The organism is Chitinophaga sp. 180180018-3 (genome assembly GCF_037893185.1).
Lineage (GTDB): Bacteria > Bacteroidota > Bacteroidia > Chitinophagales > Chitinophagaceae > Chitinophaga.
Genome location: NZ_CP140772.1, coordinates 2862664 through 2876467 on the forward strand (window position 1 = coordinate 2862664; position 13804 = coordinate 2876467).

Here is a 13804-nt window from a genome sequence, read left to right on the forward strand (position 1 = left end):
AACGCTTGTCTTGAAACAGCTTCCTCTCATCCTTACATTACAACTGCTTCCGGAAACAGCTGCATTTTTCAATGAGCGCCGGAAACGGTATTACCCGGCATACGCGAACCGGGTGGATGCACATCTGACGCTTTTTTATCACCTGCCTGGAGATAATCCACGCATCGTTGAATCCATTGCCAGGGCTACTTTGAGAGAGGCTTTTGATGTACAGGTAACAGGGCTGCAGCAGTTCTCTAACGGGGTAGCCTATACGTTATCTTCCGCAGAACTGGAAGAATGGCATAGTGCCTTGCAAAGGGAATGGAAGGAGTTGCTTATTGCGAAGGACCAGGCTCCTTTACAGCCGCATATTACCATTGCAGGAAAGCTGACGGCTTACAAAACACAGGAGTTATATCGTCAGCTGGCAGGGATGGAATATCCGCATGTTATCAAAGGAATAGGAGTGGAGGCCTGGCGTTATCAGAAAAATAGGTGGTTGAAAGAAGAAACGTACCCCTTCGGGGAAATGAAGAATATGGAATGAAGAATTAAGAAATGGCGGGGAGATAGTAGCGAAGTTGATCTTCGCGTTTACTATCTCCCCGCCATTTCTTAATTCTTCATTCCATATTCTTCATTCCTACTTCGCTCTATTCACATGCTTCACAGTAACAGTTACCTCATAGGTTCCTTCCTGGAAGATCTGAAACTGGAACCGCGGATTGGCGCTATATATCTGGTCGCTGGTGGGCGCGTAGCCAGGATCAATAGTGACAAACTGGCTGGGAATCCGATAGTAAATCAGGTATCCGTAGGAGCTTTGCATGAGCGGGAACGGCGTGGTTTCGAAATTGCAGATCATCGATGTATCGTTCTTTTCGATAGGATGGAACTGCGCGTAAGTCTGGAAATCACTGCGGTCGCCGCGGCGGATGATTTCTCCTTTGGCCGGATTGAAATAATGACCGTTCTGATCTGCGATCTTCAGGATGATATTTGTGCCATCGTCCGATATCTTTTTAATGGTGACCGTAGGTACGCCCAGATCGCCACTGCTACTGCTGCCATCTTTGAACCAGGCCGCGCCACCGTCGCCGATCCGGTAAGGGGGCTCGTCGATCAGTGTGAAGGTGGCAATGTTCTTATACACCCTGGTACCGTTTTCATTGGAGGCCTGGATATCGAATTCATAAACACCCAGCGGCATCTTCACAGAAGTGCTGTAGAAAGTGAAGGCGCCGGTATGTTCGTTGAATTCCCAGCAGGTAGAGTTTATTTTCTGTCTTTTCTTATTTAACAACGCTACGGTAGTATCTACCTGGGGATCAAATTTACCTATCCATTCGTAACGGTCAAATTTCGCGTATAAGGTGTCGGCATGGGTATGTTTGACCGCATCCCGTATATCCAACAGCTTGTATACTACGGGGGCACTGGAGCCATCATTGCTTACGGGTGAGGTTTGCTGTACCTGTCCACGCTTTATCTGGATGGGATTATCCACGTAGCGTACCTGACTGCTCAGGTAACCTTTTTCCACTTTAGAGCAGCTGTACATCGCCACACTGAGGCTGAACAATACGGCGCCCACTATTTTTATGTTTCTTTTCATAATCATTGCGTAAAGGGTGAAACTAGTTATTCACGTCCCCGAAATAAGTAAAGGTGTGGTTGTTGTTAAGCACGTGCAGCATACCGGTGGTCGTAATAATCCCGGTGGTCTGGCATACTGCCTGTAGTAACTGCTCCGGCTTTACGTTCGGAAGCCCGGAATCGTCGGTCGGAACAGGGCTTCCCGGCAGCGGCTTGATCTTCGTGAGATAAAGGTATACCGGGTATTGCGTGAACATGCCCGTGTTGGTATAGTCACTGGATGGGATACCCTGTATCAGTCGCAGTTCCCCGTCATTGGCTTTGTAGAGCTTACCGGTTTTGGTGGTTTTATCCAGCGTAATTTTATCTTTGAAGATATATGCCCTCAGGGAATCCTTCATGGCACGGAAATCCAGCGAGTCGAATGTATAAGGCAGGTTTGGATCGTTGCGGATGATGCGTTCATACTCCCGTTTCTGATCGAGGTAGTTATCCAGGTCATAGTCCGTGATACTAAAGAAAGTACCGGCACTGTTTACCTCATCCTTCAGCCCTGTTTTGTCGATTAGTAGTCTTACGGTATCGAACAGCGGATTGGTTTTCAGATAATCGTAAGTGGTCATATTCACATGGGGATCATGCAGACTTCCGCCGATGGTGTAATCTTTCTTGCAGGAAAATAATACAACGGCAATAAGTGCGATCAGCCCCGGATATCTTTTTTTCATACAGTTGTGTTTTTGATAAATTAAAGTTTACCTCTCCAGTAGGGAGTTTGCACTAAGGTGAAATCGTCTTTGAACATATTGGGGTCGATCGGCCACAGCCAGCCACCATTGGCAAACTGGTCCAGCGGAAAATGTTCATTGTAGGTGGTCAGCTTTTTATTACGTACCAGGTCGTAGTAAGCATGTCCTTCAAAATACAACTCCCTTAGTCTTTCTTCCAGAATGGTGGTACCCAGTGCATCGCCGGTGCCGTTGAAATCCTGAATGCCGGCCCTTTCGCGTACCTGGTTCAGCAACTGCTGAGCGTCGGCATCCTGACCCAGTTTGTGCAGTGCTTCTGCCCTCAGCAGCATGATATCTGCCAGACGGAAAATGATGATGTTGTTACTCAGACGGGGATCCTTTTTCGTAGAGCCGTCGGCGTAGCTGATGTTGGCAAACTTGATAATCTGTCCGTCGTTGCCTTCGGGCTGGTAGAAGAAATCCCGGTAGCGGATATCATTGTAGTTACTGGCGTACAGATGGCTGACCATATTGCTGTTCACCGGCCAGGGGAGGTTGTTTTTACCATCGATGAAAGGCATCTTTATGGTAGCTGCGTAACCCATGTTCTGAGAAAGCGCCATCCCTTCCGACTGCCCGTCGTTCAGATTAAGTTCGAAAATACCTTCGGTAGATTTGCCGATAAATACTTTCATATAGTTGGTAGAATCAGAGAGCTGATATCCGCCATTGGCGATAACAACACCTGCGGCGGCGGCGCTTCCGGCGTAGTCGCCTTTCCACGCGAGGATATGCGCCTGCAACGCAAAGGCACTGCCTTTATTGGCTCTTACACCGCGCTGGCTATCGTCGCTATAACCGAAATCCAGGTATTGCTTTGATACTTCGAGGTCGGTCAGGCATTGTTTCCATACGCTGTCGGCCGAACTTCTCGGAATATTTTTAGCACTGGATACATCCAGGTCGGGCTGCAGTTTCAGCGGAATATCGCCCCAGATCCTGCTCATATAGAAGTAGGTGAAAGCCCGCAGGAAATAGGCTTCGCCGATCACATGCTGCTTATTGACGAGTGCGGAGAACTTGCTGTCGGGGATCTGCGGCACTTTGTTGATGATCAGGTTTATCTGCTGCATCAGCTGATAGTAGCTCTGCCAGTTCCAGTTGTCGCTGCCCACATTCAACCCGGTAAATTCTCCGTTGGAAATATTGTAGTTGCCATTATCCAGACCTCCGTTGATGTTCAGCTCACCAGATACAATATCTCCGTACTTATGCCAGGAATTTCCATTGATGAGTATATTCCTCAGGATCGCGTAAGCACCGGCCAGCGCGGTGTTGGCATCCTGTTCATTGGTAAAGTAAGCGTTGGTGAAAGTTGAATTATGCGGTTCCAGATCCAGTATCCTGGAACAGGAACTGATCAGCGAGGCGGCAGTAAGCACTGCGGCGGTATATGCAATATATATGCGGTGTTTTTTCATGATTCCGGTTTTAAGATTAGAGGCTAAGATCCAGTCCCAGTGTGAACTTCCTCGGGATAGGGTAGCCGCTTCCACTGTATATGCCAAATGCATCTACCTGCTCAGGATCAGGAATATTCCTGGATTGTTTGAAGAGCAGCAGGTTATCGGCCAATGCGTATATTCTCAGACGTCTGAAGTGCAGTTTGTCCAGCACCACCTGGTTGAAAGAGTAGGAGAGTGATACGTTTTTAATCCTGAAATAAGCGCCGCTCTCTATCCATGCAGAGCTTACCATGGCGTATTTGTAATGGGTACCATTTACGGAACTCAGACTCGGGTAATCTGCATGATCGCCGGGGTTCCGCCAGTAGTTGATATTGCTGAGATCTGGCATGGAGTGATTGGCAATAGAGTGGTAGGGATTGGGATCGCCGTCATCGGTAGGTACCAGCTGGGAGAGCTTTCCGGCAAGGTAATCATCAAATATTTTTCTACCTGCTGTAAAAGTGCAGAACACATACAGGGAGAAACCTTTGTAGCTGAAAGTATTTCCCCAGCCGCCGGTAACTTTCGGATTCGGGCTGCCGGCAGGTACATAGTCGGTGGCGTCCAGTATACCATCGCCGTTGGAATCCTGCCAGATGGGATCTCCGCCTTTAAACGGATAGCCATAAAAGGCAAGCACCTGGCCGGTTACCTTGTTTACCGGTACATCGGCATCGTTGGCATAGATGCCTGTTTTACGGAATACGTTATACGAGTTCAGTGGCTGCCCCTGACGCAGGAGATATTTATCCAGGTAGATGTCGCGGCCACCATTCGGCAGGGATGTAATCAGGTTGTCGTTGTGCGCGATATTCAATAATGTTTGCCATTGGAATTTAGCTCCCGGCCGGAGTACGTTCCCGATCAGCTGCATTTCCACACCTGTGTTACGGATGCCGATGGCATTGGCAGTGAGAATAGAATAACCTGTTGTTACGGGCACATTCAGGTTGAAGATCCCGCCGGAGGTGTTTTTTATGTAGGCATCTGCCACCATGGTAATCCTGCCATTGAACAGGGTCATATCCAGTCCTAAGTTCTTCTGTATACTCTTTTCCCAGCTCAGGCTGTTGTTGGTCAGCCCCTTGTTGAAATCCAGCGATACAGCCGGAACGCCGTTGTAGCCATAGGCATAGTTCTGACCGGTAGCCGGATTGGTGCTGCCAGGGAAATCGCCGGCGCCTATTCTATAGGTATTGAAGGAAAGATAGTTGTCGGCCCCATCCGGCTGGCGACCAGCCACACCAACGCTGGCGCGGAGTTTCAACAGTGTAAGCCAGTTGCTGGCCGACTTCAGCATGGGCTCTTCGCTGATCACCCAGCCTGCTGATACGGACGGAAAGTAACCCCAGCGGTTGTTCTTACCGAAACGGGAAGAAGCATCTGCGGTGATTACGCCGGAAAGGAGATAGCGGTCTTTGTAACTATAGTTACCGCGCAGGAAAAGCGATTGTATGCCGCTTTGCAGCAGATCGCTCCGCGTGTCAGAAAGATTCTTATTCAATACGGTCACCGTACGGATCTGGTCATTCGGAATGCCTACAGCGTAAGCATAGGTGGAACGGTATTCCCAGAACTCAGTATTCTGACCTGCCAGCAAATTGAGGTTGTGACCTGCGCCTAAGGCGGTGGTGTATTGCAGGGTGTTGCTCATCAGGTAAGTGTTGGCCTTATCTGAAAAGCTGGTCGCCAAACCGGTACCATCGCGCCTCACGCTGCCGGGCGTGTAGGAATCCATCCGGCTGTTGCTTTGGTTGAAGGAGATGACGGTAGAGAAATTGAATTTGCTGGAAATGTGCCAGTCGATCGTAGGACTGATAGACAGGTTATCGTTCGAGTTCTGATCGGTACCGCTGGTGCCGTTGCCGAAAATAAAATCTTTGTTGGCAGGGGTCATGTATAGCAGCGAGGTAGGCAGCGGACTGGAAGCATAATATCCGCCGTTGAAGGGGCCGAAGCCACCGGAAAGGTCGCTGATAGATCTGGGCCGGTCGATACGTGTATAACGGATCTGCGTGTTGATCTGCACATTGCGGGAAACGTTCAGGCCTGTATTGCTGCTGAAGCTGTAGCGCCGGAGTCCTGTTTTACGTACGATCCCGTTTTCGTTGTAATAGTTAAGTCCGTAACGATAGGTGACCAGATCGCCGCCGCCGGTGATGGAGAGATCATAGTTATCGACGCGGCCGGTCTGGAACATGCCACCGCGATAGTCGTTGGCGTTATTGAAGGCCGGATTCAGACTGTCGGTCAGCACCTGGGGGATATTTCTCAACGTACCCCAGCTGCCGTAGTGATTGATCAGTTCCATTTTAGCGCGGCGTTCTTCCGCGCCTATCAGTACTTTATCGAGTTGTGGCATTTCGGTAAAGCCGTGGTAAGTGGAAAAATCCATCCGTGGTTTACCGGCAACGCCTCTTTTTGTTTTGATGATAATAACGCCGCCTGCGCCCCGGGAACCATAGATGGCTGCGGCAGAAGCGTCTTTCAGGATATCTATGCTCTGGATATCGCTGATGGCGATACCGGCCATGACATCGGTATTGGTACCGGTGCCGTAGTTGATGGCCGCGATATCTTCTGTTGTCTGAGGTACGCCGTCGATCACATAAAGTGGGCCGCTGAGAGCGCGGGCCAGACTGGTTTTCCCGGCGTTGCTGGTGAAATCGCTGTTGATGTTGCGGCTTACAGCGGTGTTACCACGCATCACCACATTGCTGCGGATACCCGGTTCGCCGGAGTAGTTCTGTACGTCCAGCCCGGGTGCGCGTCCTTGCAGCAGCGCATCAAAAGTGGGAGTAGGCACATCCAGCAATGCTTTCGGATTGATGGATGTAACCGCTGCGGTTACTGTCTTCCTGGAAGCTTCCTGATAACCAATCACCACCACATCCCGCAGGGTTTTTTTATCCTGCGGCATCCGTACATTCAGGTGTTCGTTACTTTCCTTTACGGTCACAGAATAGGGGAGGTAGCCAACAATCGTAAAAGTGAGCATGGTACCGGGATGCACTTTTACTGCATAACTACCGTCGCCGGCAGTAATGGCGCCGGCCTTGGAATCTGAAATACTGACGGACACACCCGGCAGGGGATTGCCGTCAGCGCCATCTCTGACCACACCGGATACAGCGATCCTTGCGTCAGCAGGCTTTACCTGCGCTGTACCCGGTATTGTGATGAGGTACAGACAGAACGTTAATAACATAACAGCGTAGCTACGGCTGTTTGTTGTAAAATTAACAGTCATGAAAATTGATTTGAGACTTATGAAATGATACTGCCGGCTTGTAGCCAGTTATAACTATGACGATGGTTGACCTATAGCGCTGTTCGCAAAAAACTCAACTCTTTGTTGGAAATAAATTTTGGTTTGATAAAATATTCTTTTGCTAAATCGATTTTTTAAATGGATCACAGGTTCCCATGCAACTGTAAAGTTAGTATAAGGCCAAGGCGTAACTTGTTAATGGATTTTAAAACATTGTAAACAATATTGAATATGTGGGAAGACAAACAATGTTAAAACATGCACTGTTGCAAATGGTATTATATTTAAATATTATATTTGCTGTTAGCTACTAAAAGCTATTCCTGCTACCTATGAAATACCACTACCTGTTACTCTGCCTGTTATTGGGCATTAGCGGCCTGCGTGCATCTGCACAGGCGCCGGATAACGCTGGCACCCGCGCTAAAGCAGCCGCTGTTTTTACGAAGCTATTGAATGACGCTGCTGCGGCTTATCCACCCCGATTGTCGTACCTGACAGAAGCGGGCGCCCGCATAGAATCTCCTTTCCGGGTCACGGAAGAGGGAATACTTTCTGTAACATTCCGCTACCAGGTCGATAACAGTTTTACCCTTTACCGGGTATCGGCGCCGGTGAGTGCTATCAAAGAAGTATTCTGCGATGATTACCTCGGACTGGAATTCACCGCCCCTGTAGTAAAAATCGCTGAAAGTGAGAAAGGCAGCCGGGAGCTGGTGGAAAGTAACACCCTGGCCTTGTTTCATATTGCCAAACCGGGCGAAGGACCAACCGGAGAACGCCTTAAACAACGCGTGGAACAAGCGTTGCAGGTGTTTCGCGAAGGAATTACGAATTAGGAATTCCTAATTCGTAATTCCTTCGGGTACTTGCCGGCTCATATACCCCAGGAACGTCCATATCTCCAGCACTTCGCTGATCTTCACCGTCATGGTTTCATAAAGCGGATTCAGCGAGTGCAGCGACAATGTGCCATTTTCCCGGATATGATTGCCGGCTATTTTAAAGACAATATCTTCCTCACCACCCTTCAGAATAAGGATACAGGGCGTGTTATGCTTCAAATGCGACCAGTCCTGTAAATACTGGGCAATGATATAACTGCCATCAGGAATCGGTTCCATAGAGTCGCCGCTGATGGGAAACATACGGATGGTTTTATCTTTCGGTAAACCTGGCAGCGTAAATTTCGGCAGGTCTGCAATGAACGAAGGGTCGTTGAATCCGCTGCGGTAGCCAGCTCTGGCCTGCACCGGTACAAACTCCATATTTTCCTCGTTATTGTTGTTGACGGTAATAGGTAAGATACGTATGTGCTTTCCCGTTAGATCGGATGGTTGACCCGTTTCCAGCTCCAGCAGCTGTTCTTCTGTAAAAGTGGAAAGGTCTTTTTTTATCATCGTTTCCAGATCAACTGTAAAGAAACCAGCAATCAGTACCAGGTCTTCCATGCGCGGGTTCCTGGTTTTACCGCTTTCCTGTGCGCCGATCTTGTGCTTATTTAATCCCAGCAGATCAGACAAATGTTGTTGTGAGAGCTTTTTCCTGTTTCTGAGTAACCTTAGATTCGAGGCCCAATAAAGGGTCTGTTTGTCCATGTATTATATATTTATAATAAATATTATTTATAATTAACAAGAACAAATGTAAGGTTTTTCAGTGATTCTGTTTACTAAGCAGTCCATTCAGTTCCTGCTCCAGGGCATCCCCGAAGAGATCTTTATTGAGGACTACGCCATCGGCATCGATGAGGTAATTCTGTGGTAAGCGTTTAACATTATAGGTTTTAGCTGCATCATTTTTATCTTTCGTAGGGTCGGAGAGGTTAGTCCAGCTAAGACTGTCTTCCCTTATGGCATCCAGAAGATATTGCCTGTCGGCCGGTGGATCTACGGCAATGCTGATCACTGTAAAGTTCTTATTCCTGAACGTTTCGTACGCCTTTCGAATAAACGCATGTTGCCTCCTGGAGGGCTCATACCAGGAGGCCCAGAAATCGAGCAGCACTATTTTTCCTTTAAAATCAGACAACCTCACGGGTTTCCCGCTCATATCGGGTACTTCAAAGTCAGGCGCCGTGGCGCCGGGGATGAGTTGTTTGGCACGCTCTATTTCTTCGGAAAATGCTTTGCCTTCGGGAGTACTGCGGACTTTAGGAGAAAGTTTCTGAAATAGCGGGGCTATCTCTGCCGGATTTATTTCGAGTCCTGCCAGATCGGTCAATGCCTGCAGACTTGCATACGAGCCGGGGTTTTCCGCGAGGAATTTCTGTTGCAACAGTTTAATAGCTCCCTGTGCTACATTGAAGCGTTCGCCAAGATGATAGATAAAGGCACTGTCGGCCTTGCGGGCAGGAGAGGCTTTGTTATAACTCCTGTTAATCTGCCTGATGGTTTTATCAAGGGAGCTCAATGCTTCCTGATAATTTTTCACCTCCAGGTTAACCGGTGAAACGATATGAGCATGACCGATATTATCAGTAGCTGTAATCTTTGTATCGCCTTTTTCTAATATAAATATACGGGCATCTGCATCCGCCGGTAATGCTTCCATGTTAGCATAGCTGCCACGGGGATTCAATACCAGCAGGGCTTTTATGGGTCCATCTACCATACCTTCAAAATGGAATACGCCATTCCTGACATCTGTGGAATCTATCGTCAGCTTTTCATTCATCATTGTGCTGAGATATATCTTTGCCGGGGTATTCAGTTTGGTCACCTTTCCATTCAGGACGTATTTTGCAGGCTGGGCGTGTATCACGACAGGTAACAGTAAGGTTAAAAACGTTATTTTTTTCATAATTCAGTCATGTATACTCAAATCTATCGGCGAAATTTATTCAATTCGTATATCAGAAACCTTGTTAATACGGAATAACAAAATTGATATGGCTAATAACAATGACAGCAAATCACCGCATATTCTGAATACATCCACGAACCTGCTGGGGTTTTGCCTGATCGTGCTTACTTCCATTAAAATAGCGAAGTTTGGTAATGTTACTGTTATTGATGACTGCACAGGCGTGGCAACCATTCTGCTCATGGCGAGTTGTATATTATCATTTTTATCGCTGCGGTCTAAAAATGATAAGCGAAGTGAACAGCTGGAGCTGATTGCGGACTATACATTCGTAATAGCACTGGTATGCATCAGTATTACAATAGTTTTTGTATCTTTTAACTTGTTGAGCTAAAGCCCGGCAAATAGTAACCCCGTGGCGGAATAAGTGATGTTGTTTGTTTTGATTTGTTTACCTGAAAATAACCTGTTGATGAAGATTCAGTTGTATGAAGAAGCCAAAAAGATCTGGAGAGTACTGGAAGAGAGCAAAAGCACACCTGATCTGGAACTGGAGCTGGAAATCTATAAAAAAATGCTCGGCCTGTTTCAGGTAGGAGACTATTACTTTTTTATCTTCAACTCCTTCGAAGGAAAATTCGATTATGTGCATCCGGGAATCAGCGACGTACTGGGCTACAACGCAGATGGTTGTACTGTAGCTGATGTGGTAAGTTATATTCACCCGGACGATATACCTTTTTTCATGGCATTTGAACAGGCATCGGTTGAGTTTTTCTACGCGCTTCCTATCGAGAAACTCCTGAAGTATAAAGTCCGTTATGATTTGCGCATGCGAAAAGCAAATGGAGAATATATCCGTGTGCTGCAGCAATCCACACCATTGCAGCATAACGAAACCGGCGTCATGCTTCGGTCTTTCGTGGTACATACCGATATCAGCCATCTCAAACAATCCGGCAATCCGGTACTTTCTTTTATTGGTCTTGATGGAGAACCTTCTTTCATCGACGTCGACTTAAAGAAAAAACTAACGCCTACCCGTGAACAGCTTACTCCCCGCGAAAAAGAAGTGCTGAGAGGCATGCTCTCCGGGCAACCCAGCAGGGAAATTGCCCTGCAATTAAACATCAGCAAACAAACAGTAGAAAAACACCGCAAGAATATGTTGAAAAAAACAGGCATCAAATCATCCGCTGAAATGATCGTAAGAGCCATCAAAGAAGGTTGGATATAGATTGTTATGTATTGTGATAAATTTTATATATAATTAACGAAGCCAATCGCTTTGTTTTTATTATTTCTTTTTTATAACATTGTTCCTGCAAGCTGATAAGAAAACATCAACCAGAATAGCTGCTGGCTTTTAGCAAATGCAGCAGAGATCACATAGCATTTTAAATTTCCACCTTTATAAATAATAGCGGTGATAGTCGGTCAACAAAGAGAAATGTCATTTCTCATTTTTTTTATCCATACAGCGAAAACGTTTTAGCAACACCATGATGGAGGAGATTAGTGAATGGCAGATGCAGATAGCACGTTATGACGATGAACAGGCCTTTGCCCGCCTGTTCCGCCATATGTATGATCGTTTATTGCATTTTTGTATCAGGTATGTACATGTGAAGGAAGCGGCGGAAGAAATTGTATCCGACGTTTTTGTAAAACTCTGGAACCGCCGTGCTGAGTTGGAGAAAGTGACCAACCTGCAGGTATATCTTTTTGTGATGGTGAAGAACCATTCCCTGAATTATCTGGAAACCTATTCTAATCTCCGTATCGTACCACTCTCCGGTACCGATACCGCCGATCTGCGCAACAGCATAGACCTGGAACGCGACCTCGAATGGAAAGAAATGCGCTTTAAAATGGACCAGGTAGTAGCCAGTCTGCCTGCCCAATGCCGCCGCATCTTCCAGCTGATCAAGGAAGACGGTTTCAAATACAAAGAAGTCGCAGAAATCCTCGATATTTCTCCCCGCACCGTCGAAACCCAGTTATTCCGCGCCATGCGCCGCCTCAACAACGTTCTCGGCCGCAACAGGGGCGTAATACCGCCGTTGATATTCTTTCTGGCAGTGGCTTCCTGGCTTTGAGAATTACGAATTAGGAATTACGAATTACGATACGCATAGCATAATGACCGCTATTTGTCTGCCGGTTCCCATAATTCAATTTTGTTGCCTTCCACATCAAGAATGTGAACGAATTTCCCGTAGTCATAGCTCTCTATCTTATCCAGTACCGTCACGCCTTCTTTTTTTAACTCTTCTACCAATGCTTCGAGGTTTTCGACCTGGTAATTGATCATAAAGTCCTTTGCGGAAGGCTCAAAATATTTGGTCTTCCCCGGAAAGGGACTCCACACGGTGTATCCTTTTTTGGTGGAGTCTTCCTCCTGTCGCCATTCAAACTTTGTCCCATACTGGTCTGCGCCAAAACCCAGATGGGTTTGATACCATTGTTTAACTTTCTCGGGGTCATCGCACTTAAAGAAAATGCCTCCGATTCCTGTTACTCGTTTCATCTTTTTTTGTTTTAGGCTTGTTTTTGTGAACGCTGAATTGACTGCGAAGCCAGCGCCGAATGAGGTGGCAAGGGCTAATATTATTAATATTCTTTTGGTCATTTGTTATGGTTAAACATTAATAATAATTTTTTCATCGGGTCTGATATTGGGGCGGCTGTCTGCGGAACTCATCTAATGTATATTAAATTTAATGTTATCCGCTCAAATCTCCTATGTCTTTCGTAATTCATAATTCGTAATTCGTAATTCATAATTTTTTTTCTCTCCCTGTACGTAGTTTTCCTCTCTTCCCCTGTCCTTCTTCTGAAACGATCCAATTTTTGACGATTCCATTTTATGAACGAAGAATATTTTTTACTACTGGTCACCCGCAAACTGGCGGGGGCGGCTACGCCCGCGGAAGTGGAAGAGCTGGAAAAACTGTTGCAACAGTATCCGCAAATGCGGGAACGGTATAGCCACCTGGTCCATTATTTTAAAGATCCGGCGTTTCATGCAGCAGCTGATACAGAGCTGGCCCTGCAACGGACTTTGCAAAAAATACGGGCTCAACAGGAGCCCTGGAGCCCGGAAGTATCCACTGCAACCTCTGCAAAAAGAAGAACGCTCCGTCCCTGGAAATGGGCCGCAGCAGCGGCTGTGGTACTGCTGTTGGGCGGCGGCGCCTGGTTTTTTCAACGCAATGCCGGTCCGCATGAGAAAAAAGAAACACAATGGGTAAAACGGCGCAACGGCAAAGCTACCCGCTCCTTTATTGAACTGGCCGACGGCAGTAAGATATGGCTGAATGCCGAGAGCCTGCTGACCTACCCGGCCCGCTTTTCCGGCGATAGCCGGGAAATTTACCTCGAAGGGGAAGCCTTCATGGATGTTGCCACCAATTCCACCCGGCCTTTCATCGTTCATCTCAAAAAAGGTACTATCAAGGTATTAGGTACTTCTTTCAATATACGCGCCTACGAAAATGAACCCGTTCAAACAGCGGTCATCTCCGGTAAAGTAGCATTCATTCCTACGTATGAAGGCGATAAAAAAGTAAATGATACCATCCTGCTCACCCCGGATGTGAAAGTGACCTATACTGCCAGCAGCGGCACACTCATCAAGGATAATACCATCGGGGAGGAAGATAAGGCCTGGACCGAAGGCCGCCTCATCTTCCGCAATGCCACGCTGGAAGAAATAGGCGCCAGCCTGCAAAGGAATTTCAATAAACGCGTGGAGTTCGAAGCCAATGCGCCTAAACAATATCGACTTACCGGCTCCTTCCATAATAATTCTCTGGAAGATATCATGTATTACCTGAGCAGGTCAAAAGCTTTTCATTATAAGATTACCGACTCAACACTTGTGATAGGGGAATAAACACGCCAACACC

General features: G+C 47.1%; 13 protein-coding genes. 6 read left to right on the forward strand and 7 right to left on the reverse strand.

Features of this window, described 5'->3' with window-relative positions; translation table 11 throughout:
* The first annotated feature begins 10 nt into the window (after nt 1–10).
* The gene (locus UNH61_RS11225) at nt 11–529 is read left to right on the forward strand and encodes a 2'-5' RNA ligase family protein (protein WP_339070966.1); all 519 of its coding nucleotides are present in this window, start codon (nt 11–13) and stop codon (nt 527–529) included.
* A gap of 96 nt (nt 530–625) precedes the next feature.
* Here the strand turns inward: UNH61_RS11225 and UNH61_RS11230 are convergent, their stop codons facing one another.
* Genes UNH61_RS11230 through UNH61_RS11245 form a run of 4 tightly spaced genes read right to left on the reverse strand, consistent with a single transcriptional unit; the run spans nt 626 to nt 7067 of the window.
* Nucleotides 626–1597: a DUF5007 domain-containing protein gene (locus tag UNH61_RS11230; protein WP_339070967.1), complete on the reverse strand. Its 972-nt coding sequence runs from the start codon at nt 1595–1597 to the stop codon at nt 626–628.
* Nucleotides 1598–1619: 22 nt separating this feature from the next.
* Complete coding sequence (locus UNH61_RS11235) at nt 1620–2306, reverse strand: hypothetical protein (RefSeq protein ID WP_339070968.1); 687 nt, start codon at nt 2304–2306, stop codon at nt 1620–1622.
* Nucleotides 2307–2326: 20 nt separating this feature from the next.
* Nucleotides 2327–3790, reverse strand: coding sequence for a RagB/SusD family nutrient uptake outer membrane protein (locus UNH61_RS11240; protein WP_339070969.1), 1464 nt, complete (start codon nt 3788–3790; stop codon nt 2327–2329).
* Nucleotides 3791–3806: 16 nt separating this feature from the next.
* On the reverse strand, nt 3807–7067 hold the full coding sequence (locus tag UNH61_RS11245) for a SusC/RagA family TonB-linked outer membrane protein (RefSeq protein WP_339070970.1): 3261 nt from the start codon (nt 7065–7067) through the stop codon (nt 3807–3809).
* 353 nt (nt 7068–7420) lie between these two features.
* Between UNH61_RS11245 and UNH61_RS11250 the strand changes: the two genes are divergently transcribed.
* Entirely contained in the window at nt 7421–7927 is a 507-nt protein-coding gene (locus UNH61_RS11250; protein WP_339070971.1) for a hypothetical protein, read from the forward strand.
* Nucleotides 7928–7933: 6 nt separating this feature from the next.
* On the opposite strand, the gene UNH61_RS11255 is transcribed toward UNH61_RS11250, so the two are convergent.
* Complete coding sequence (locus UNH61_RS11255) at nt 7934–8686, reverse strand: S24 family peptidase (protein ID WP_339070972.1); 753 nt, start codon at nt 8684–8686, stop codon at nt 7934–7936.
* A 58-nt stretch (nt 8687–8744) separates the two neighbouring features.
* The gene (locus UNH61_RS11260) at nt 8745–9890 is read right to left on the reverse strand and encodes a TlpA disulfide reductase family protein (protein ID WP_339070973.1); all 1146 of its coding nucleotides are present in this window, start codon (nt 9888–9890) and stop codon (nt 8745–8747) included.
* Nucleotides 9891–9978: 88 nt separating this feature from the next.
* Between UNH61_RS11260 and UNH61_RS11265 the strand changes: the two genes are divergently transcribed.
* The 3 genes from UNH61_RS11265 (at nt 9979) to UNH61_RS11275 (ending at nt 11992) form a co-directional block, all read left to right on the forward strand.
* Nucleotides 9979–10287 carry a hypothetical protein gene (locus UNH61_RS11265; RefSeq protein ID WP_339070974.1) on the forward strand — a complete coding sequence of 103 codons (309 nt, stop codon included), beginning with the start codon at nt 9979–9981 and terminating at the stop codon, nt 10285–10287.
* A 78-nt stretch (nt 10288–10365) separates the two neighbouring features.
* Complete coding sequence (locus UNH61_RS11270) at nt 10366–11130, forward strand: LuxR C-terminal-related transcriptional regulator (protein WP_339070975.1); 765 nt, start codon at nt 10366–10368, stop codon at nt 11128–11130.
* 265 nt (nt 11131–11395) lie between these two features.
* Nucleotides 11396–11992: an RNA polymerase sigma-70 factor gene (locus UNH61_RS11275; RefSeq protein WP_339070977.1), complete on the forward strand. Its 597-nt coding sequence runs from the start codon at nt 11396–11398 to the stop codon at nt 11990–11992.
* Between the two features lie 50 nt (nt 11993–12042).
* Here the strand turns inward: UNH61_RS11275 and UNH61_RS11280 are convergent, their stop codons facing one another.
* Complete coding sequence (locus UNH61_RS11280) at nt 12043–12423, reverse strand: VOC family protein (RefSeq protein WP_339070978.1); 381 nt, start codon at nt 12421–12423, stop codon at nt 12043–12045.
* Between the two features lie 339 nt (nt 12424–12762).
* Between UNH61_RS11280 and UNH61_RS11285 the strand changes: the two genes are divergently transcribed.
* Nucleotides 12763–13791 (forward strand): FecR domain-containing protein, encoded by a 1029-nt coding sequence (locus tag UNH61_RS11285; RefSeq protein WP_339070979.1) that lies wholly within the window; start codon nt 12763–12765, stop codon nt 13789–13791.
* Nucleotides 13792–13804: the final 13 nt, after the last annotated feature.

Bases quoted from the DNA above. Each gene is read 5' to 3' on its own strand.
- UNH61_RS11230 (WP_339070967.1), bottom strand. From the start codon at position 1,597: ATGAAAAGAAACATAAAAATAGTGGGCGCCGTATTGTTCAGCCTCAGT.
- UNH61_RS11265 (WP_339070974.1), top strand. From the start codon at position 9,979: ATGGCTAATAACAATGACAGCAAATCACCGCATATTCTGAATACATCC.
- UNH61_RS11280 (WP_339070978.1), bottom strand. From the start codon at position 12,423: ATGAAACGAGTAACAGGAATCGGAGGCATTTTCTTTAAGTGCGATGAC.
- UNH61_RS11260 (WP_339070973.1), bottom strand. From the start codon at position 9,890: ATGAAAAAAATAACGTTTTTAACCTTACTGTTACCTGTCGTGATACAC.
- UNH61_RS11250 (WP_339070971.1), top strand. From the start codon at position 7,421: ATGAAATACCACTACCTGTTACTCTGCCTGTTATTGGGCATTAGCGGC.
- UNH61_RS11235 (WP_339070968.1), bottom strand. From the start codon at position 2,306: ATGAAAAAAAGATATCCGGGGCTGATCGCACTTATTGCCGTTGTATTA.
- UNH61_RS11270 (WP_339070975.1), top strand. From the start codon at position 10,366: ATGAAGATTCAGTTGTATGAAGAAGCCAAAAAGATCTGGAGAGTACTG.
- UNH61_RS11285 (WP_339070979.1), top strand. From the start codon at position 12,763: ATGAACGAAGAATATTTTTTACTACTGGTCACCCGCAAACTGGCGGGG.
- UNH61_RS11240 (WP_339070969.1), bottom strand. From the start codon at position 3,790: ATGAAAAAACACCGCATATATATTGCATATACCGCCGCAGTGCTTACT.
- UNH61_RS11255 (WP_339070972.1), bottom strand. From the start codon at position 8,686: ATGGACAAACAGACCCTTTATTGGGCCTCGAATCTAAGGTTACTCAGA.
- UNH61_RS11275 (WP_339070977.1), top strand. From the start codon at position 11,396: ATGATGGAGGAGATTAGTGAATGGCAGATGCAGATAGCACGTTATGAC.
- UNH61_RS11245 (WP_339070970.1), bottom strand. From the start codon at position 7,067: ATGACTGTTAATTTTACAACAAACAGCCGTAGCTACGCTGTTATGTTA.